At 73.8% G+C, this 21,037-nt stretch carries 16 protein-coding genes and 1 pseudogene; 14 read left to right on the plus strand and 3 right to left on the minus strand.

Annotated features, from left to right (window positions below; genetic code table 11):
* Window positions 1-182 precede the first annotated feature (182 nt).
* Window positions 183-1,481, plus strand: coding sequence for an aspartate--tRNA(Asn) ligase (aspS, locus tag NYZ98_RS18385; RefSeq protein ID WP_262844033.1), 1,299 nt, complete (start codon window positions 183-185; stop codon window positions 1,479-1,481).
* A gap of 35 nt (window positions 1,482-1,516) precedes the next feature.
* Here the strand turns inward: aspS and NYZ98_RS18390 are convergent, their stop codons facing one another.
* The gene (locus tag NYZ98_RS18390) at window positions 1,517-3,310 is read right to left on the minus strand and encodes an ABC transporter ATP-binding protein/permease (protein WP_262844034.1); all 1,794 of its coding nucleotides are present in this window, start codon (window positions 3,308-3,310) and stop codon (window positions 1,517-1,519) included.
* Between the two features lie 310 nt (window positions 3,311-3,620).
* On the opposite strand from NYZ98_RS18390, the gene NYZ98_RS18395 reads away from it, so the two are divergent.
* From NYZ98_RS18395 to NYZ98_RS18455, 13 genes are all read left to right on the plus strand, one after another.
* Entirely contained in the window at window positions 3,621-6,368 is a 2,748-nt protein-coding gene (locus NYZ98_RS18395; protein ID WP_262844035.1) for a helix-turn-helix transcriptional regulator, read from the plus strand.
* A gap of 365 nt (window positions 6,369-6,733) precedes the next feature.
* Window positions 6,734-7,771 carry a TauD/TfdA family dioxygenase gene (locus NYZ98_RS18400; RefSeq protein ID WP_262844036.1) on the plus strand — a complete coding sequence of 346 codons (1,038 nt, stop codon included), beginning with the start codon at window positions 6,734-6,736 and terminating at the stop codon, window positions 7,769-7,771.
* Between the two features lie 33 nt (window positions 7,772-7,804).
* Window positions 7,805-8,947 (plus strand): amidohydrolase family protein, encoded by a 1,143-nt coding sequence (locus tag NYZ98_RS18405; RefSeq protein WP_262844037.1) that lies wholly within the window; start codon window positions 7,805-7,807, stop codon window positions 8,945-8,947.
* A gap of 44 nt (window positions 8,948-8,991) precedes the next feature.
* A complete protein-coding gene (locus tag NYZ98_RS18410; protein ID WP_262844038.1) occupies window positions 8,992-10,107 on the plus strand; it encodes a radical SAM protein in 1,116 nt (371 codons plus the stop codon).
* Complete coding sequence (locus NYZ98_RS18415) at window positions 10,100-11,005, plus strand: TauD/TfdA family dioxygenase (protein WP_262844039.1); 906 nt, start codon at window positions 10,100-10,102, stop codon at window positions 11,003-11,005. The genes NYZ98_RS18410 and NYZ98_RS18415 overlap by 8 nt, the downstream gene beginning before the upstream one ends.
* A 1-nt stretch (window position 11,006) precedes the next feature.
* Window positions 11,007-12,008 carry a Gfo/Idh/MocA family protein gene (locus tag NYZ98_RS18420; RefSeq protein WP_262844040.1) on the plus strand — a complete coding sequence of 334 codons (1,002 nt, stop codon included), beginning with the start codon at window positions 11,007-11,009 and terminating at the stop codon, window positions 12,006-12,008.
* The gene (locus NYZ98_RS18425; RefSeq protein WP_262844041.1) at window positions 12,005-13,114 is read left to right on the plus strand and encodes a Rieske 2Fe-2S domain-containing protein; all 1,110 of its coding nucleotides are present in this window, start codon (window positions 12,005-12,007) and stop codon (window positions 13,112-13,114) included. Before NYZ98_RS18420 ends, NYZ98_RS18425 begins: the two co-directional genes overlap by 4 nt.
* A complete protein-coding gene (locus NYZ98_RS18430) occupies window positions 13,101-13,886 on the plus strand; it encodes an ABC transporter ATP-binding protein (RefSeq protein ID WP_262844042.1) in 786 nt (261 codons plus the stop codon). Before NYZ98_RS18425 ends, NYZ98_RS18430 begins: the two co-directional genes overlap by 14 nt.
* Entirely contained in the window at window positions 13,879-14,643 is a 765-nt protein-coding gene (locus tag NYZ98_RS18435) for an ABC transporter permease (RefSeq protein ID WP_262844043.1), read from the plus strand. The genes NYZ98_RS18430 and NYZ98_RS18435 overlap by 8 nt, the downstream gene beginning before the upstream one ends.
* Window positions 14,640-15,404 carry an ABC transporter permease gene (locus NYZ98_RS18440; RefSeq protein WP_262844044.1) on the plus strand — a complete coding sequence of 255 codons (765 nt, stop codon included), beginning with the start codon at window positions 14,640-14,642 and terminating at the stop codon, window positions 15,402-15,404. The genes NYZ98_RS18435 and NYZ98_RS18440 overlap by 4 nt, the downstream gene beginning before the upstream one ends.
* A 25-nt stretch (window positions 15,405-15,429) precedes the next feature.
* Entirely contained in the window at window positions 15,430-16,458 is a 1,029-nt protein-coding gene (locus tag NYZ98_RS18445) for an ABC transporter substrate-binding protein (protein WP_262844045.1), read from the plus strand.
* On the plus strand, window positions 16,451-17,683 hold the full coding sequence (locus NYZ98_RS18450) for a glycosyltransferase (protein WP_262844046.1): 1,233 nt from the start codon (window positions 16,451-16,453) through the stop codon (window positions 17,681-17,683). Before NYZ98_RS18445 ends, NYZ98_RS18450 begins: the two co-directional genes overlap by 8 nt.
* On the plus strand, window positions 17,680-19,665 hold the full coding sequence (locus NYZ98_RS18455) for a hypothetical protein (RefSeq protein WP_262844047.1): 1,986 nt from the start codon (window positions 17,680-17,682) through the stop codon (window positions 19,663-19,665). The genes NYZ98_RS18450 and NYZ98_RS18455 overlap by 4 nt, the downstream gene beginning before the upstream one ends.
* 143 nt (window positions 19,666-19,808) lie before the next feature.
* On the opposite strand, the gene NYZ98_RS18460 is transcribed toward NYZ98_RS18455, so the two are convergent.
* A complete protein-coding gene (locus NYZ98_RS18460) occupies window positions 19,809-20,324 on the minus strand; it encodes a deaminase (protein ID WP_380706789.1) in 516 nt (171 codons plus the stop codon).
* A gap of 18 nt (window positions 20,325-20,342) precedes the next feature.
* Window positions 20,343-20,900, minus strand: a pseudogene (locus NYZ98_RS18465) (RibD family protein); the annotation flags it as partial.
* Between the last annotated feature and the right edge of the window lie 137 nt (window positions 20,901-21,037).

A 21,037-nucleotide genomic window follows, 5' to 3' on the forward strand; every position in this document is an offset into this window, starting at 1 on the left:
GCGGGGAGGAACGGCGGCGCCATCGTGGCGGCCGTCCAATGCCCCGCCGGACGGCTCCCGTGACCGGGCCGCGACGAGGTCCCGTCTCCGGCGGGACGAAGGTGTGGTGGCACCGCGAGTAAGAAGTCCCTGCTCGCCCACACTCTGCAGGGATTCCTATGAGCTTCAGGTGTGGAGTGGCCATGCGAATTCTTTCCTCCCAGGTGTCCAAGCATGTCGGGGAAGAGGTGCGCGTCGCCGGGTGGCTGCATCGCGTGCGCGCGTTGAAGAAGGTGACCTTCGCCGTGCTGCGGGACCGTGAGGGGCTGATCCAGGTGATCGCCGCCGAGCCCGGCCTGATGCAGCGCCTCGCCGAGCTTCCCGAGGAGACCGTGATCGAGGTCGTGGGCACCGCCACGGCGAACCCGCAGGCGCCGGGCGGCGTGGAGATCACCTCGCCGTCGGTGACCGAGCTCTCCGACCCGGCCGTCCCGCCGCCCTTCGACATCTACCGCCCGGTGGTGTCGGCGAGCCTGCCGACCGTGCTGGACAACGCGGCGGTGGCGCTGCGCCACCCCCGGCTGCGGGCGCCGTTCGAGATCTCCGCCGCCTCGGTGGCGGGCTTCCGACGCGCGATGGAGCGGCTGGACTTCACCGACGTGCACACCCCGAAGGTGGTGTCCTCGGCCACCGAGTCCGGGGCCAACGTCTTCGCGCTCGACTGGTTCGGCCGCAAGGCCTACCTCGCGCAGTCGCCGCAGTTCTACAAGCAGACCCTGGTCGGGGTCTTCGAGCGGGTCTACGAGGTCGGGCCGGTCTTCCGCGCCGAGCCGCACGACACCGCGCGGCACCTCGCGCAGTACACCAGCCTCGACGCCGAGCTCGGCTTCGTGACCGACCACCGCGACGTGATGGCCGTGGTCCGCGAGGCGGTGGCCGACATGGTCTCCACCGTCGCCGAGCGCGCCGCCGGCGCGGTGGAGCTGCTCGGCGTGGAGCTGCCCGACGTGCCGGCCGAGATCCCGTCGATCCACTTCGCCGACGCGCAGGAGCTGCTGGCCCGCGAGACCGACGAGGACCCGCGCGGCGAGCCGGACCTGGCCCCCGCGCACGAGCGGTGGCTGTGCGACTGGGCGATGCGCGAGTACGGCTCCCAGTTCCTGTTCGTCAGCGGCTACCCGATGGCCAAGCGGCCGTTCTACACCCACCCCGACCCCGAGCGGCCCCAGTACTCCAACAGCTTCGACCTGCTGTTCCGCGGTCTGGAGCTGGTGACGGGCGGCCAGCGGCTGCACCGCCACTCCGACTACCTGGCGGCGCTGGCGGCGCGCGGGGAGAGCCCGGAGCCGTACGCCGGGTACCTCGCCGCGTTCGCGCACGGCATGCCGCCGCACGGCGGGTTCGCCCTCGGCCTCGAGCGCTTCGTCGCCCGCCTGACCGGGGCGGACAACATCCGCTGGACCACCCTGTTCCCGCGCGACCTGCACCGCCTGGCCCCGTGACCGCAGGGCCGGGGGCCGTTCCCCCGGCCCCCGGCTCACGAGCACAGGTGCCGCCTCAGGCTGTACAGGGCGGGGCCGATCAGGACCAGTGAGATCCCGGTCAGCCAGGCCAGGTGCCCCGCCGCGGCGCGCAGGTCGCCCGTGGTGACCAGGGCCCTGGCCAGTTCCACGCCGTGCCGCAGCGGAGAGGCCTCGGCGACCGCGCGCAGCGGCGCCGGCAGCCGCGCGGTGGGGAAGAAGACCCCGCTCAGCAGGGTGAGCGGGGTCAGCACCAGCGTGTAGAAGTAGGAGTAGGCGTTGATCGCGCGTACGGTGCCGGTGAAGATCAGCCCGGCGCAGGCGAAGACCAGGCCGAGCGGGAGCAGGGCCGGCACGGCGAGCACGGCGGTGCCCGCGGGCGCGTAGCCCATCGCCGCGATGATCGCCAGGTAGACGCCGGTGTAGACCAGGCACCGGGTGAGCGCCCACATCAGCTCGCCGAGCGCGATGTCGGCCGGTTCCACGGGGCTGGTCACCGCCGCGTCGTAGCTCCGTGCGTGGCGGAGCCGCACGAAGACGTTGTAGGTGACCTCGAAGACCGCGCCGTTCATCGCGGTGACGGCCAGCAGGCCAGGGGCGACGAAGTTCGCGTACGAGGAGCCGAGGGCGCTCCCGTTGACGTAGAACCCGAGGCCGATGCCGAGGGCCGCCAGGGAGAAGACCGGCTCGAAGAAGTTGGGGACGATGGTGGTCTTGTACGACTTGCGGAACAGCGTGAGGTCGCGCCACCAGATCCGCGCGGCCAGGGCGGGCGACGGCGGGTAGAGGGTGCGGCGCCGGCGCGGCGCGGCGGGCGCGGGCCGCCCGGCGGGGGGGTCGGCCGAGGGGCGCTGGTCGAGGGCGTGCAGCGCGTCCTGCAGCGAGCTCGGCCTGACCATGGGCTCGGACCCTTGCAGGTCCGCCTCGGCGGCGAGGCCGGTGGCCGAGTCGTCGAACACCAGCAGGCGGTTGCCGACCCGCAGCCGCTCGCGCCGCCGGGCCCAGGCGGGCACCGGCGAGCCGGGCCGGGGGGCGTCGACCTCGACCACGTACCTCGGGACGGTCTCGGCCACCAGCCGCCGGGGGCTCGCGGTGTGCCGCACCCGCCCGGCCCGCAGGACGGTGACCCCGTCGCAGAGCCGCTCGACCTCCTCCATGTAGTGCGTGGTGACGACCAGGGTCTTGCCCGTGGCGCACAGGGTGTCGAGCAGGTCCCACAACAGCAGGCGGCCCTCGGGGTCGAGCCCGGTGCTCGGCTCGTCCAGCAGGATCAGGTCGGGGTCGTTCACCAGCGCCCTGGCGATGAGCAGGCGCCGCTGCATGCCGCCGGACAGCGTCTCCGGGCGGGCGCGGGCGTACGCGGTGAGGCCCACGGTCGCGAGGAGCTCGTCGGCGCGGGCGGCGGAGGCCCGCCCCGACAGGCCGTGGTAGCGGCCGAAAGTGGTGAGGTTCTCCCGGACGAGGATCTCGTTGTCGTAGGTCATCCCCTGCGGGACCACGCCGATGCGGGCCTTGACGGCCCTCGGGTCGCGTGCCGCGTCGTGCCCGAGCACCCGGAGCGACCCGCTGTCGGGCGCGAGCGTGGCGCTGAGCATGCGCATGAGCGTGGTCTTCCCGGCGCCGTTCGGGCCGACCAGCCCGTGACGGCCGCCTGCGGGGATCGCGATCGAGACGCCGTCCACGGCGAGATGAGCGCCGTGCCGGCGGCGGAGGTCGCGGCCGTCCACGGCCAGGAGGCGGGGGACCGGGACGAGGGGTTCGGCGAGTGCGGTGTCGGCGTTCGCGGGGTCTACCGAATTCGGAATACTCAATGGGGGTAGCGCCTTTTCGACGGAAGCGGTGACTCCATATAAGGGGCGCCCGGAATTGCGGCCTTCTCCGGCGCGCCCCTTCCGCGGGCGCCGCCTTTACGGCGCTCACAAACTGTGCCCGAAGGGGTGGGCGGGTCTCGTCACGGTTCGCTCTACTCAGGCGAGTAAACGGGACATCTTTGGCAGATTCATCAGGGAAATCCCTGAAGCATTGCCGTGAAATGTTATGGTTTGTTGATTGCTGCGGTCGAACAATCCGCACCGTTGTGAATCGACGACGGTGAGGAGGTGCCTCCCGTCGAGAGGAACCATGGAAGTTGCCGGCAGGGCGCGCGAGATCGGCATGATCGGTAAGTGGCTCGACAGCGGGACGTCCGGGCCCTGGATGGCGGTGCTGAGCGGAGACGTGGGCATCGGCAAGTCCACCATCTGGTCGACGGCGCTGGAGGTGGCGGCCGGGCGGTCGTACCAGGTCCTCTCCTGCCGGTCCGACGAGAGCGAGACCGGCCTCGCCTACGCGGGCCTCGGAGACCTGGTCAACGGCGTGGAGGGCTCGGCGGCCGTACGCGGCCTGCGCGAGCCGCTGCGCAGGGCCCTCGCCACCGCCCTGTGGTGGGAGCAGCCCGAAGGAGAGCCGCCCAGCCGGCGCGCGGTCGCCATGGCCGTCCTCGACCTGGTCAGGCGCCTGAGCGCCGAGCGGCCCGTGCTCATCGCCCTGGACGACCTGCAGTGGCTGGACTCCGCGACCGAGGTCGTGCTCGCCTTCGTGCTCAGGCGGCTGACCGTCGAGCCCGTCAAGCTGCTCGCCACCCTGCGGACCGGGCCCGACGGCGACGCCTGGCCGGCGCTCGCCCGGGTGCTGCCCGCCGAGCGGGTCACCCGCTGGGAGGCGGGCCCGCTGAGCCCGGACGCCCTGGCCGCCGTCGTGGAGGGCCGGTACGGCACCGCGCTCACCCGGCCCCTGCTGCGGCGGCTGCACGAGGCGTGCGGCGGCAATCCCCTGTTCGGCCTGGAGATGGCCAGGGCCTGGGCCGAGCGGTCCGACCCGGCCGCCGCCATGTCCCTGCCGGAGAGCCTGCGGCACCGGCTCCGCCAGCGCGTCTCGGCGCTGTCCCCGGCCGCCGCCGAGGCGGCGCTCCTGGTCGCCTGCGCCTCCCGGCCCACCATCGGCCTGGTCGAGACCGTGACCGGCGGGCTCGAAGGGCTGGCGGAGACGACCTCCGAGTGGCTCGTCTCACTCGACGGTGAGGTCCCGCGCTTCCGCAACCCGCTGTTCGGCGTCGCGGTGCTGGAGGTCGCGGGCCCGCTGCGGCGGCGCGATATGCATGTCCGGCTCGCCCGGGTGGTCGACGACCCGGAGGAGCGCGCGAGGCACCTCGCGGCGACCGCCGGCGAACCGGACGCGGAGGTGGCCGACACCCTGGACGACGCCGCGACCCTCGCCGCCACCCGGGGCGCCCCGCTGGTCGCGGGCGAGATGGCCATGCACGCCGCCCGCCTCACCCCCTCAGGGCAGGCCGACATCGGGCTGCGCCGCCAGCTCGCCGCCGCCGCCCACCTGATCTCCGGCGGCGACGGAACGCGCGCCCGTGCCCTTCTGGAGGACGCCCTGCGCCGGTGCCCGCCCGGGCCCGGCAGGGCCGAGGTGTTCTTCCTGCTGGGCCGGGCCATCTTCAACTCCGGTGACATCGCGGGCTCGATCGTGCCGCTCCAGTGGGGCCGGGCCGAGATCGCCGGCCACCCCGAGCTGCTCGTCCCGATCACGGCCAGCCTCACGTACTTCTGCATGCACCTGGGCGACCTCGCCGCCGCGCTCGGGCACGCCAGGGAGCTGCTGACCCTCGCCGAGGGGACCGGCGACCGGGCGACGCGCGACGACGCCGTCATCGTCCTGGCCACGCTGGAGTTCATGTGCAACGCCTCGGCCCCGGTGGGGCTGCCGGTGCCCGCGCGGGCCCGCGACCGCGACCGCGCGCCGCTGGTGGCCCTGCACATGTACGGCTACCTGTGCCGGTGCCTCGGGGACCTGCCCGCCGCCAAGGCCGCGTTCGCCACCCTGCGCGCCGCGGTGGCCGAGACCGGGACCGAGGCCTCCGCCGAGTGGGGGATGGTCTGGGCCGCCGAGGTGGAGTGCCTGGCCGGCGACCTCAAGGCGGCGGCGCGGTACGCCGACCTGGCCGCCCACGCCGTCCAGGAGACCGGCGTGCCCTCCTCGGCCGCCCTGTTCGCCGAGGCGCTGGTGCTCAGCCTGCGGGGCGAGCTGGACCGGGCGCGGCGGCTGGCCGGGGAGGGGCTGTCGGTGGCGCACGCCTCGGGCCACCGGACGGCCGCGCTCACCGTGCGGGCGCTGCTCGGCTTCATCGACCTGTCCGGCGACGACCCGATGGCGGCCGTGCTGCACCTGGACGCCGCCGACCAGATGTCCAGCTCCCTCGGCGCGGTCCTCGAAGTGGTCTGCCCGACGGCCGGAGCCGACCACGTGGAAGCGCTGGTGCTGGTCGGGCGGTATGACCAGGCCGCCGAACGCGCGGAGAGGATGCAACGGGCCGTACGGGCGATCGACCAGCCGCTGGCCAGGGGCCTGGCCGGGCGGGCGCGCGGCGTGCTGCTGACCGCCACGGGGTCGCCCAAGCGGGGCGTCGCCGAGCTGGAGGCCGCCGCCGCCGAGTTCTCCACCGCCGGGATGCCGTTCGAGCTGGCCCGCACGCTGCTGGCGCTCGGCAGGTCGCAGAACCGGCTGCGCCGGCGGGAGGCCGCGCGGCGCAGCATGGAGCGGGCCGGACGGATCTTCACCGAGCTCGGGGCCGAGGGGTGGGCCGAGCGGGCGGTGCTGCGGTCGCGCCTTTCCACGCCCAACAAGCTGACGGTCTCCGAGGCGCCGGTCGTGGCGCTGGCGGCCGAGGGGCGCACCAACCAGGAGATCGCCGACGAGCTGGCGATCGGGGTGAAGACGGTGGAGAGCCACCTGTCCAGCGCCTACCGCAAGCTCGGCGTCCGCAGCCGCACCGAGCTGGTGGTCCGGCTGACCGCCGACCGGCGCGGCGCCGGCCAGGACTGAGCCGGTCGGGATTGAGCCGGTCGGGATTGAGCCGGCCGGGACTGAGCCGGTCGGGCGCGGTAGGGGACCGGGCCGGTCCGGCCGGTCTCCGGCAGCGGCCGTACCGGGCGGCGGGGTCCCGGTTCCTCCCGGCCGACCTGTTTCAGGGTTTCCCCCAATGACGCGGCAAGAAGTGGCCTGTTTAATCAGCACGATGAAGCCGGCGTCCCGGCGGTCAATGCGGTCGGGAAGGAGGAAGTGGCGCACGGCCCACCACAGGGATCGCGTTCTCATCGGCCTTTCTCGCCGGCCGGCCGGACCACCGAATCATCCGGCGGAATGACGGCCACGGTAAGCGAAACCTTCGCAACGGAACGGATACCGCCATGTCCAAATCGAGCGAGCCGTTGACAGAGATCCCCGTCGTCGAGATTTCCGGCGAGGAAAGGGAGTCGTTCCGCAGGGGGATCGGCCCCGTCTCCGAGAATCCGTATGAAGCGTTCGAATCGTTCCTCACACAGGTCCGCCGGGCCGAGAAGGCGCTCCCGGAGCGGGTGCGCGACGCCCTCGAAGCCCTGCGGAGCGGGAAGGCGCCGGGCGCGCTGCTCGTCAGGAACCTGCCGATCACGCCCGACCTGCCGCCGACGCCCGAGCGGTCGTTCTCCGCGCTGCCCGACCTCACCGCCGTGGGCACCGAGGCGGTGCTCGCGAGCGCCGTGAACGTGCTCGGCGAGCCGTTCAGCTACCTGGAGTGGGACTCCGGCCACCTGGTCCACAACAAGTACCCGATCCGCGCCCACCGCGACCTGCAGTTCGGCTCCAACGCGGTGGAGTTCCTCCTGCACACCGAGACGCCCTTCCGCGACGTCTCCCCCGACTACCTCGCCCTGCTCTGCCTGCGCGGCGACCCGACCGGCCAGGCCAAGACCAGGGTCTCCGACATCACCCGCGTGGTCGACTCCCTGGACGACGACGCCCTCGCGGTGCTGTCCAGGCCGCTCTACGCGTTCGAGACCGACAACCCCCTCGTCATCGTGGACGGGCGCGGGCTCACCGAACCGCAGCCGATCATCAGCCACCGGGACGGCACCCGGGTGATCGAGTACGTGGGCGACCTCGTCGCCGTCGAGGAGGAGGCCGCGCGCGTGCTGGACGACCTGGGCCGCCGGGTGCTGGCCATCGCCACCGACGTGGCGCTGTCCCAGGGAGACCTGCTCGTGCTGGACAACTCCCGCGTCGTGCACGGGCGCAACGCCATCGTCCCGAGCTACGACGGCACCGACCGGTGGCTGCAGCGCATGCTCGTCACCACCCGCCTGCTCGGCGGCGAGCCACGGACGGACGGCCGCCTGGTCTCCGACCGGCGTTACGCGAACTACCCCAACGACTACCAGCAGGCGCTCCGTCAGCCCGCCGCCCAGTAGGAGAGAACGCCGCAGCCCTGGAGGACTCGGACCATGTGGAACGGCTACCCGGTCGTCGACGCCGACGGCCACGTCATCGAACCCGGGACGCTCTGGGAGCAGTACGTCGAGCCCGCGTTCCGCGACACCTGCCTGCGGGTGGAACGCGATCGGCTCGACGGCGACCGCCTGATCATCGAGGGCCGGCCCTCCCGGCTGATCCGCAGGCTCGGCGGCGTCCCGTACGACCCGGAGCAGCCCATCCACGACTGGAACACCCTGCAGCTCAAGGAGTACGCGTCGTTCCTGGAGTCGAGCCCGCCCGCGTCCTACGACGGCGCGGCGCGGGTGCGGTGGCTGGACGAGCAGGACATCGAGGCGACGCTGCTGTTCCCGTCGCTCGGGCTGATCTGGCCGAGGGAGGTCGACCCCGCCTCCCCGTACGCCGTCGCGCACTTCCGGGCCTACAACCGGTGGATGGCCGACTACGCCTCGGCGGACCCCGGCCGGATCGTCCCGGTGGGGCAGCTCTCCCTGTCCCCGCTCCTCGGCCTGGCCGAGGAGGTGAAGGCGCTCGACGCGGCCGGGTTCCGGCACGTCATGCTCCCGCACGGGGTCACGGGCCACCTCGACACGCGCCTGGACCCGTTCTGGGCCGCCGCGCAGCACCACGGCATGGTGGTCCACCTGCACAAGGTCGCCGTGCCGCACCTGCTGCCGCTGCCCCTGCCGACCAGCGTGCACTCCTCAGGCCCCGGCGCCTTCTTCAACCACGTCAACGAGATCCTGCCGGGCCAGCTCTTCCTGGCCGGGCTCCTGGACGCCCGCGTCCCCGACCGGTTCCCCGGCCTGCGATTCGCCTTCCACGAGTGCAACATCGGCTGGCTGCCCGCGTGGCTCGAACGCGCGCAGGAGTCCTACGAGACGCTGCGCGAGACCGGCAGGCCCACCCCCGACCACCTGCCGCACCACTACCTGTACGAGCGGGACACCTTCTTCTTCTCGACGGGCCTCGGCGAACGGCTGGAGCGGCTCCCCGAAGAGCTCCACTCCCGGGTCCTGCTGGCCACCGACTTCCCGCACCCGGGGACGCCGTTCCGGCCCCGGGAGGAATGGGAGCCGGTGCTGGAGGGGCTTCCCGCGAAACTGCGCCCCGCCCTGCTCGGCGAGAACGCCCTGCGCCTGCTGGACAAGTGACCCCTTCGCCCGCCCGGCGATCCATCTCCCCGGTGGAGGACTTCATGAAACGTGACACCGTCCGCGATTCCCGAACACCAGTGGAACTGAAGAACCTGCATCGGGTGCGGATCGAAGAGGTCTTCCGGCTCGGCGCCCTCCGCGACGGCGTGCGTTTCGCCACCACCGAGATCCGGCTCCCCATCCTGGGGCAGGTGCTGCCGCGCATCGAGATCGTGATCAGCGGCCCCGGCTTCCAGAAGAAGATCACGGTGCGGGTGAGCCAGTCGTCCCCGTTCGTCTTCGACGGCTCCCGGCTGAGCGCGCTGATCAACGGCGAGGAGCGCGGGGTCGACTGCGAGCAGTTCGTGGACGAGGACCGCGCGCCGACCGGGATGTACAACTTCGGGTTGCTGCGCGAGAACGGCACCCGCAGCTTCGTCTTCGACTACCACACCTACTGCGCCTACTCCTGCGACTTCTGCTTCAAGGAGAGCGAGTGGGAGGTGCTGTCGGTCCAGCAGGCGAAGACCGGCAACTACAAGGCCAACTTCGAGGAGTGCCTGACCTACGTCGGCGAGCACGCCGAGGACTTCCACACCAAGTACGACATCGTCTGGCTGTGCACCGGCAGCATCACCAACGAGGCGGTGGAGCTGGACCGCCACTGCCGGATGGCGCGGACGCTGCGCGAGGCCGGCTACCAGGAGGGGATCTACGTCTCGCAGGTGATCCCGCCGAGCCTCATCGGGCACAGGGAACGCCGGCTCGAATACCTGAACACCCTGCGGGAGTCCGGTGTGTCCCGCTTCAACAGCGGGATCGAGGTGGTCAGCTCCGACTACCGCCGCCGGCTCATCCACGGGTACAAGGCGGACATCACCTTCGACGACTACGTGGACGTGTTCACCGACGCGGTGGAGGTGTTCGGCGCCCACAACGTCGGCAGCTGCCTGCTGGCCGGGATCGAACCCGCCGAGGAGACCCTGCGCGGGCTGCGCAGGATCGCCGAGCTGGGCGTCGTCCCCTCGCCCACGGTCTTCACCGCGTTCGTGGTCAAGCAGGAGAGCATCCCGTTCATGTACGACCTGGACGAGCTCATCGACGTGCACGTCCGGTTCAACGAGATCATCGACCACTACGGGCTGCCCGTCTTCTCGGGGGTATTCAGCCTTGCCTGAACTGGAGACGCGCGGCGCGGAGCTGAGCCTGACCGAGGAGACCGCCGGCGAGATCGCACGCTGGTCCTCGGCCCTGGCCGGGGACGCGTACCGCGCGGCGGAACGGTCCCGGGCCGAGGCGCCCGGACTGGCCTTCGTCGCGCCCGATCTGGCGGCCGAAGTGGTGCGCTTCGGCCGCCTGCTCGGGCGGGCCGGCCTGCTGCGCGTCACCGGGGTGCGGATCCCCGGCCGCCTCCCGCCGACACCCGGCCGGCCGTACGTGGAGGTGCGGCGGCCGGTCGGGACCGAACCGCTGCTGCTGGCCGTCGCCGGCCTGGCCGGCGAGGTCGTCTCGTTCGCCGACTGGCACGGAGGCGACCGGGTGCAGAACCTGTACCCGCTGCGCTCGGAGGCCGGGCGGCAGAACGCGAGCAACGCCGTCCACCTGGAGATGCACACCGAGACGGCGTTCCGCCCCACCACCCCCGACGCCCTCGCGCTGCTCTGCCTGCGGCACGACGACCGCGCCCGCACCCTGGCCTGCGACCTGCTGGACGTGTGGGCCGGCCTGGACTCCGGCGTGAGACGGGCGCTGGCCGAGCCCGCGTACGCCTTCGAGCTCCCCGGAGGGACGACCACCGAGCCCAAGCCGGTGGCCACCGAGTGGCGCGGCCGGCCGCGTTTCAACTACGCCGACGCGGTGTGCTCGGTGGACGCCGAGCACCGGGGGGCCCTGCTGGCGCTCAAGGAGGGCATCCGCGACCGGACCACGCAGATCACCCTCATGGCGGGGGACCTGCTGCTCATCGACAACACCCACGTCGTCCACGGCCGCACCGGCTACGGGCCCCGCTACGACGGCGGCGACCGCTGGCTGCAACGCTGCCTGATCCGGGCCGCCCCGGGGGAACGGGAGTGAGGTGGCCGGCCAGGCGGGCGAGACCCGTCCCGTCAGGCTCGGGCTCGCCTGCACCGGCTGGATCGCCGAATGGGCCGTCCACCAGCCGATCAGGGACGGCTCCCCGGCCACCGTGGCGTTCGTCGCCTCCCGCGACCCCGCACGCGCCCGCGCCTACGCGGCGGAACGCGCCATTCCCGCCTCGGGCGCCTGGCCCGACCTGCTGGACCGGCCGGACGTCGACGCCGTGTACGTCGCCACCCCCAACGCCGGGCACCTGCGGCTCGCGCTTGAGGCCGTACGGGCCGGCAAGCACGTGCTGTGCGAGAAGCCACTCGGCCACGACCCCGGCGCGGTCGCCGAGTTGTGCGCCGAGGCCCGCCGCCGGCGCGTCCTGGTGCGCGAGGCCTACCACTACCGCGCCCACCCCGCCCTGGCCGGCGTCCTCGCGGCGCTGCGCGGCGGCGCGGTCGGGGAGGTGCGCCGCGTCGAGGTCCACTACGGGTGGCCGCTGGAGCGCGCCGACGACGTGCGGCTCTCGGCCGAGCTGGACGGCGGGGCGCTGATGGACGTCGGCTGCTACGGCCTCGACCTCGTACGCCGGCTCACCCCGGCCCTCCCCGAGGTGACCGGGGTCCGGGCGCGCACCGGGCCCACCGGGGTGGACCTGACCGCCGAGGTGCGGCTCCGCTCGGGGCCGGTGCGGGCGCGGGTGTGGGCCAGCCTGCGGTCGCCCGCGTTCGTCTGCGACGCGCGCGTCACCGGGACCGAGGGAAGCCTCGGGCTGAGCTCGCCCTTCCTGCCGGTGCTGCCCGGCCCGGAGGCGACCCGCCTGTTCCGGGCGCGGTGGGGGCCCGGCACGCGCGCGCCGGCCCCGCGCGAGGGCCCGTTCACCTCCTACCGGTACCAGCTCGACGCCTTCGCCCGGGACGTCGCCGCCGGCGAGTACGGCGCGGGGGAAGGGATCGCCGACCAGGCACGCCTGCTCGGCCAGGTTCGTGAACGGATGCGAGGAGCAAGATGAGCAACCTCTGCGACATCGGCGTGGACCCCCGCTGCTGGTACCCCGCCTGCCGCACCGACGAGCTGGGCCAGGGACGGACCAGGGAGGTGCGCTTCCTCGGGCGCTCCTTCGTCGTCTTCCGCGACCGCACCGGCGCGGTCCACTGCCTCGACAACGCCTGCGCCCACCGCCGCGTCGCCCTGCACGAGGGCGAGGTGAGCGACTGCAACATCGTCTGCCCCTACCACGGCTGGGAGTTCGGCCCGGACGGCACGCTGGCCCGCATCCCGTACTGGGAGCCGGACGCGGCGCTGCCGCGCCTGCGGGTGCGCACCTTCCCGGTCACCGAGCGCAGCGGCCTGGTGTGGTTCGTCCCCGAACCCGTGGACCCCCTGCCCCCGCCGCCGCCCGACACCGCCGCCTGGGACGGCGGCGCGTGGTTCTCCTTCCGGCAGGACCGGGTCTTCCCCAACCACTACGGGATCGGCCTGATCAACGGGATGGACTACACGCACTTCCACCTGCACCGCAAGTACCAGCCCTGGTCCCACCTGGACCTGCGCGACCTGTCCGCGGAGGAGGACCGTGTCTTCGGCGCCTACGAGGTGACCAGCGGCCAGGGCAGGGCCGAGCGCGTGCTCCGCATGCTGCTCGGCTCCGACCGGGGCGCCTCCACCGTCAGCTACCCGCTGGAGGTCCACTACGACTACCCCCACCACCACGCCCACCTCGGGGACGGCATGGTCGTGTGGGTCTTCTTCCGGCCCGAGCTGCGCGACCGGGTCACCGTCTACATCACCCTGTACATCAAGGCCAGGCGCGGCACCAGGCGGCTGCGGCAGCTCGCCGAGCCGTTCTTCCGCCGCCTGGTGCTGGCCAAGATCCAGGAGCAGGACGCCTGGATCGGCGAGCGCGAGCAGGTCGCGTGGGAGACCCGGCCCGACGAGCCCCGCTGCGAGCTCAACCCCGTCTCGGCGGCGGCGGAACGGCTCCTGCGGTCCCGGTGGCAGGCCTACCTCGACGAGGCGGGGCCCCCGGCCGACCGGTGGCCCGCCGTCCCGGTGGACGGGCGCGCGCGGCGCCCGGCGAACGCCCTCGGCGCGGGACGGCCCGATGGGAGCGCGTGACGAGCGCGGCGCGCCCCCCGAGGGCGACGCCGCCGTCCACGGCCAGGCGCTGTCGAAGGTGTACGGCACCGGCCGGCGCCTGGTGCCCGCCGTGCGGGACGTCAGCCTGAAGGTCCGCGCGTCGGAGTTCCTGGCGATCATCGGGCCGTCGGGCTGCGGCAAGACCACGCTGCTGCGCATGGTGGCCGGGCTGGAGTCGCCCACCTCCGGCACGATCAGCTGCTGGGGCGGCCCCCCGGCCGACCTGGCGCGCGAGCACCGCGTCGGCATGGTGTTCCAGGACCCCGCGCTGCTGCCGTGGGCCTCGCTGCGGCGCAACGTGGAGTTCGTCTACCGCGCCTCGGGACGCAGGCCCGACCCCGAAAGCGTCGACGAGATCCTGGACCTGGTCGGCTTGACCAGCCTGGCCCACCTGCGCCCCCACGAGGCGTCCGGGGGGATGCGGCAGCGCACCGCCCTGGCGCGCGCCCTGGTCATGCGGCCGTCGCTGCTGCTGATGGACGAGCCGTTCGGCGCGCTCGACGCCATCACCCGGCGGCGCCTCAACGGCGAGCTCGAACGGATCTGGGCCGCCGTGCGCCCGACCACCATCCTCATCACCCACTCGGTGGACGAGGCGGTCATGCTCGCCGACCGCATCGTGGTCATGTCCGCCAGGCCCGCCACCATCGTCAGGGAGGTCACCGTCCCGATGCCGCGGCCCCGGCCCGCCGTGCCGGACGAGGCGTTCCACCACGCCGTGCAGGAGTGCATGGAGGCGCTCGATGCCTGACCTGCGGCGCCGCGCCGGCACGTTCCTGCTGGGAGCGGGGTTGCTGGCCGCCGTACTGCTGGCGTGGAACCGGCTCGCGGCCGGCGGCGGGGGCGACGTCGCGTCCCTGGGCGAGGTCGGCGGCGTGCTGACCGGCCGGCGCGACCTGCTGGCCGCCGCGTCCGCCGTCACGCTGCGGGAGGCCGCGCTCGGCCTGCTCGCCGGGGCGGTGCTCGCGACCGTGGCGGCGTGGGTGGCCCGCACCGCGAGCGGGGCGCGCGGCCCGCTCCAGCACATGATGCTGATCTTCTACGCGATCCCGCTGGTCGCCCTCGGGCCGCTGCTCACCGCGTCGGTGGAACGCGACGCCATCCCGGTGATCGCCGCCGCCATCAGCGTGGCCCTGCCGGTCTTCTCGGCGGCCGAGGCCGGGCTCGGCACCGTCTCCGAGGGGCTGCGCGACCTGCTCACCGTGAACGGCGCCGGCCGGTGGAGCCGCCTGGTCCTGCTGGAGGCGCCGGGCGCCCTGCCGTACGTGATCGAGGGGATCAAGTTCGCCGTGCCCGGCGCCCTCCTCGGGGCGCTGATCGGCGAGTGGTTCGGCTCCGAGCAGGGGCTGGGAGTGCTGCTCGTGTCGGGGCTGCGCGAGGGCCAGGCCGACCTGGTGGGCGCGGTCAGCGTGCTGGTCGTGGTGGTCTCCTCGGCGGTGTACGCCCTGTTCTCCCGGCTGGCCCGCACGGTGCAGCGCCGCCGGGGGATCACCGGGAGCGCCGCGTGACCGGCCCGGGCGTCCGGCGGCTGGCCGGGTACGGCGTCCTGCTGTGCGTCCTGCCCGCGGTGTGGGTGCTCGTGCGCGCCAGCGGCGCCGTGCCCGCCCTGCTGGTGCCCGACCCGGCGCGGGTGGCCGAGAGCCTCACCGCCAAGGTGGTCACCGACCCGTCCGCGCTGCCGCTCACGGCGGCACGCGCCCTCGCCGGCACCGCCATGGGCCTGGCCCTCGGCACCATGCTCGCCGTCCTCGCCCACCTGGTCCCGGCGGTGGAGCCGCTCACCCGCGTCTGCGGCATGATCATGCGCTGCGTGCCCGTGCTGGCGCTCAGCCCGCTGATCGCCACGTTCTTCGGGTACGGCGGCGGCGCGGCGGTCGCCACCGCGACCGTCATGAGCTTCTTCCCGTCCTTCGCCCTGGTCGGCGCCGCCCTGTGGCGCATCCCGCCCGCCCTGGCCGACGTCATCCGGGTGACCGGCGGCGGCACCGGCACGATCCTGCGCCACGTCTCCCTCCCGATCGCCCTGCCCGAGCTGGTGCTGGCGGCCAAGCTCACCTCCTGCGTCGGCGTACTCGCCGCGCTCACCGCGGAGTTCCTCACCGCCAACGACGGGCTCGGCGCGCTGCTGGCCCGCTCGCAGGGGCTCCTGGACACCCCGACCGTATGGGCGGTGCTGCTGACCTCCCTGGCCACCTCACTGCTCGCCTACGAGGTCATGGACCTCGCCGAGAGGAAGACACGCGTCCGCCTCTCCCTGCACAAGAACTGAACGGCACGAGAAAAGGATGGACAGCGTGGATCAGGTGTCCCGGCGCGGCTTCCTCCGCACCACCACGGTTCTGGGCGGACTCGGCGCCGCGGGAATGCTCACCGCGTGCACTTCGACGGCCTCAGGCACGGGCGGGGGCGGCGGCGGGAAGACCGTGCGCACCCAGCTCTCCTGGCTGAAGACCGTCACGTTCGCCGGCCTCTACATCGCCGAGGAACAGGGCTACTTCAAGAAGGAAGGGCTGTCCGCGCCGCTGCTGGCCGGCGGGCCGAACATCCCCGACGCCGTCAGCGTCGTCACCGCCGGCGGCGCCGACGTCGCCCTGGTGGACTTCGGCGCCCTGATCAAGGCCCGCCAGAGCGAGGCCGACCTGGTGGCCATCGGAGCGGTGTTCCAGGAGAGCCCCGGCGGCTTCGTCAGCCTCGCCGCCAAGCCCGTCCGCACGGCCAAGGACCTCGTCGGCAAGCGCATCGGCCTGTCACCGGGCGCCGAGGTGCTGGTGGAGGCCATCCTCAAGGTCAACAAGCTGCCCGTGCGCTACGAACGGGTGCCGGTGGGCGCCGGCACCACCGCGCTCACCAAGGGGGACTGCGACGTGATGGCGTGCTACGTCACCGCCCAGCCCCTGGCGCTGGAGCAGCAGGGCGCCGACGTGGTCAGCGTCACCCAGGGACAGCTCGGCCTGCCCGACTACGCGCTCGTCATGGCCGTAAGGCGCGCCGACCTCAAGGCCGACCGTGCGCGGTTCGTCGGCTACCTGCGCGCCGTGGTCCGCGGCTACCAGCAGGACCTCAAGGACCCGGCGCTCGGCACCAGGCTCACCGTCGAGAAGTACGGCAAGGACCTCGGGCTCGACCCGAAGGCGTCCATGCGAGAGAACCAGGTGCAGGCCGCTCTCATCCGGGGGGACCAGGGCGACAAGCTGTGCGCGATCGACCCGGCCCGGCTCGGCGGACCCGTCTACGCGGGGCTGAAGGCGCGGGGCATCGGGACGCTGCCCCCGGTGGCCGACGTGCTCGACACCACCGTCCTTGAGGAGGCGCTCATTGGCTGACGGCCGAGCACCGGACGTCTCCGTCATCATCCCCACCTACAACCGGGCCAGGGAGCTGGACCGCACCCTGCGCACCCTGGCCCTGCAGGACCTGCCCCTGGACCGGTACGAGGTGATCGTCGCCGACGACGGGTCCTCCGACGACACCCGCGCCGTGGCCGAAAGCCACGCCGGGCCCATGCGGACCGGATACGTCCACCAGGAGGACCTGGGGTTCCGGGCCGGGCAGGCGCGCAACCTCGGCGCGGCCGTCGCCAGGGGGCACGTCCTGGTCTTCCTGGACAGCGGGATGCTCGCCTCGCGCCACCTGCTGGCCGCGCACCTCGCCGCCCACGAACGTGGCGGGCGCGCGGTGATCGGCTACATCTTCGGCTACGACCACGACGTCGCCGGGCGGGTCGGCGGCGAGGACGTCGGCCGGCCCCCGGACGAGCTGATCGGCCGGTTCACCAGGACCGGCCGCCACCTGGACATGCGCGAGCCGAGCTACCGCGAACACGGCGACCGGCTGGACGCCTGCGCCGCCCCGTGGATCTTCTACTGGACCGGCAACGTGTCCGTCGGCGCCGGCGACTTCCGCGCGGTCGGCGGCTTCGACGCCGACTTCGTGGGCTGGAGTGGCGAGGACGTCGAGTTCGCCCGGCGCCTGTACGAGAAGGGGCTGACCTTCGCGCTGGCCCGCCGCGCGGCGAGCGTCGAGATCCCCCACGAGCGCGACCTGGCCGCGCTGCGGCCCAGCTACGACGAGCACGCCCTGCTCCTGCTGAGAAAGCACGTCGACCCGGTCGTCGAGGTGTCCACCATCTGCTGGGCGCACGAACTCCACCCGCGCCTCGCCGAGCTGCGCCGCGCGTCCAAGGACCGGCTCCTGCTGGCCCGCGCCTGGCCGGACGGCGTCGGCGCGGACCCTGGCCCCTCGACCGTGCTGTTCGGCGCCGACTGCCTGGCCTCGGTCACGGGGGGCGCCGTCTGCCTGGAACCCGACCGGGGGCTCGCGGAACAGGCGCGTCTCCGCGTCCCCGACCTGGAGATCCTGCCGCTGCACGGCTTCCGGACCCTGTTCGGCCCCTCGTCCTTCGACCGGGCCCTGCTCGCCCCCTCGCTGCGGGCCTACCCCCCGTGGGCGGTGGACCTCGTCGAGGGCGAGGCCGCCAGGATCGCGCGCGAGGTCCGCTGGCTCCCCGCCCCCACCTTCGACCCCGCCGCAGGTGGCGGGCGGGGATGACGCCCCCTCGGATCGGCGTCGCCGTCATGTACCACCCCGGCAGGAGGCACCGGATCGCCCGGCTCGCCGAGGCGTGCCTGCCGATGCGGCTCATCCCCGTCCCCGACCCCGACCCCGCCGCCTTCCCCAGCCCGCTGCGCACGGCGAAACGCGCCTGGGCGGCGTGGAGCCCGGACACCACCCACCACCTGGTCCTCCAGGACGACGTGCTCCCGGTCGCCGGGTTCGCCGCCAAGCTCCGCGACGCGGTCGCCGCCAGGCCCGGCGACGCGCTCGCGCTCTACGCGCACTGGAACGCCCCCTACAACTCCTACGCGATCCGCCAGGCGGCGGCGGGCGGCGCCGCGTGGGCGCGGCTGGTCCCCGGTGAGTGGGTGCCGACCCAGGGTCTCGTCCTGCCGGTGGGGCTCGCCGCCGACCTGGCCGCCTACCTGGCGGGGGTCGACGACCTGGTCCGCGACGACGACACCGTGATCGACCGCTTCCTGCGCGAGCGCGACCGGTGCGTCCTGGCGGCCGTCCCCCACCTGCTCGACCACGACGAGACCGCCAGCGTCGCGGGGAACGCGGGCCACGGCGTGCGGCGCGCCACCGTGCTGCTGCCCGGCGCCGACCTCCCGCCCGAGCGGTGGACGGCGCCGCCGCTGTTCGACAAGGGGGCGGTGATGCGGGCGGCGGGCGCGCCCTCCTGGGACTTCTCGGTCACCTTCGCCTTCGGCACCTGCTTCGTCGGCTTCCTGCGTCCGGTGGACGACGACTGCGTCCGGCATCCGTTCGGGCGGTGGAGCGACTGGTGCGGTGTGCTCGGCCTCGGACACGCCGCCGTGCTCGGCCCGCTGGCGGCGTACCTGGCCTCCGCGGCCGGACGCCGCGTGGCCCTGACCCTGTCGGAGTCGGGGGTCTCGCCCGCCACCGCCACCGAACTGTGGGCCGCCGCCTACCTCCTCGGCATCGACGCCACCCCCGTTCCCGCCGATTCGGTCGCCACTCCCGTTCCCGTCGGCTCCGTCGCGGTCCCCGCCGCCGGTCACGTCGGTCACGTCCCCAGGACGGCCGCCGGGGAAGGGGCGCGGGCCGTGGACCTCGTCGCGCCGTTGCGGCGGGCGGCCGTCGCCGGATGGGTCGACTCCGGGCTCCTGGCCGCCGAGGCCGCCCGCCTCACCCCCGGCGCCCGCGAGGCCCTGATCGAACTCGCCCTCGCCGCCCTTGACCAGGGCCTGTCCGACGGCCCGGCCGGGGGGCGCGTCGCCGCGTCCTCGGGTGGTGCCATGGGGGGTGTCCTGGGCCGGATGGCGGCGCGGGAGGCCGAGGGGTTCCAGCGGACGGCGTGCTTCCCCGGGCCGCTCAGGATCGCGGTCGTGGACTGCCCCGTGTGCGGGTCCGGGGCCGGGGAGGCGGCGGCGTACCTCCGGACGGTGGAGTTCCTCCCGATGAGCGTCGTACCGGCGGGCGAGGAGGACGGCGGGCCGCCGGGGTTGCGGATGGCCGGGTGCGAGCGGCTGCCGGTCCACGGGCTGATCCTCATGGCCCACCTCCGGGAACGGCTGCCCGGGGCCGAGGGGGGGTTCGTCACCCGCTCGGCGTTCCTGATCGACCGGGGAGTCCCCCTCGACCGCCCCGTGCCGCCCGGCGCCCTGGCGGCGATGGACACGGCGGAACGGTGGGCGGACGCGCCGATGAGGCCAGGGGGTGTCATGGTCCTCCCGGTGGGGACGGGGGCGCACTGGTGGGCGCCGTCCGGTCCGGTGGGCGGGCCGCCCGCCGAGAGGTGGATCTCCGAGGCGGCGCGCTACGGGCGCGGGCTGGACGGCCACCCGCTCACTCCGCACGCCCCCGAGCCCTCGCGCGAGGAGGCGGCCCGCCATCGCGCGTTCCGCGACGACCTGGTCCGCCGGAGGCTGACCGAGATCACCAGGGACCACCCGCCCGGCCCCCGCGTGAACGGCCCCCTCGACCCCGCCCGGCTGACCCGCCCGTGGTGAACGGCCTCTGACCCGTGGCGCCATGGCGAGCGGCCTCTGACCCGTGGCGCCATGGCGAGCGGCCTCTGAGCCCAGCGCGCCGTGGCGAGCGGCCCTTCCGGTCCTGCCCGTGGCGGGTGTCGATGATCGGGAGGGGGTCGCGGTCAGACGTCGAACAGGTGGGCGTTGATCTCGCGGACCTGGGGGCCCAGGTCGGGCAGTTCGACGACCTCGACGCCGGCCTGGCGGAGGGTCTCGGCGCCCGTGCAGTCGGCGAAGCGGTCCGGTTCGCGCCAGGCGAACACCACCCGCCGCAGGCCCGCGTCCAGGATGAGCTCGGTGCACCCGCGCGGACGTGACGCCCGCGTGGTGCACGGTTCGAGGGAGCTGTAGATCGTCGCGGTGGCCAGCCGGGGGTCGCCCGGGGCGATCTTCGCCAGCGCGGCCTCCTCGGCGTGGTCGTGGGGGTCGTCCTCCCGCGAGTACCCGGTGGCCATGACCTGCCCGCCGGCGTCCACGACGATCGCCCCGACGGCGAACGCGGTCGCCGACACCGGGCAGCGCCGCGACAACTCGATGCTCTCCCCGAGCCACCGCCGGTCATCGGTGTCGCCGGGCGGGCGGGGGAGGTAGCGCAGAAGGACCACGTCGCCGATCGGGCGGGCCTCCGCGAGGCGCATCCGGCCGGCCGGGCCGTACGGGAACGGGCCGTCGCCGGTGAAGCGGGGCGCGGCCGGGTCGCCGACGAAGAACGGGGCGACCACGACGTGCAGCTCGTCCACCAGCCCCGAGGTGAGGAAGAGCGTGTGGATCGCGGTCCCGCCCTCGACCATCAGCCGCCGCACCCCGCGCGCGGAGAGGTCGGCCAGCACGCCGGGCAGGCCGATCGGGTCGCCGGCGTCGACCACGGTGGCGACCTTCGACAGGCTCTTGCGGGCGGTGCCCACGCCGGGGCCGCCCACGTAGACGATCTTCTCGACGTCGCCCGCGGTGAAGAAGCGCGCGGCGGGGTCGAGATCGCCCCGGCCGGTCAGCGTGACCTTGACCGGGGTCGCGCCGAGTCCCCGCCGTACGCGCTCGGCACGGCGGGCCGGGGAGCGGACCAGCAGCCTCGGGTCGTCGGCGCGGATCGTCCCCGCGCCCACCAAGATCGCGTCACAACCGGCGCGCACCTCGTCCACACGGTCGAAGTCGGCGTCATTGGACAGCGCGAGCGGCTCGCCGGAGGCGTCGTCGATGTAGCCGTCGATCGACATCGCGACCGACAGCAGGACGTACGGGCGATCGGCCACCGGAACCTCCCTGACGGATGCCCTCCATCATGGACCCGGGGCCGGGGGGGTCAGGCCGCCTGGGGGGCGGCCCTGTTGATCCAGCCCTGGACGAGGCGCAC

This window comes from Sphaerisporangium corydalis (genome assembly GCF_025506355.1).
In the GTDB taxonomy this organism is placed as follows: domain Bacteria; phylum Actinomycetota; class Actinomycetes; order Streptosporangiales; family Streptosporangiaceae; genus Sphaerisporangium; species Sphaerisporangium corydalis.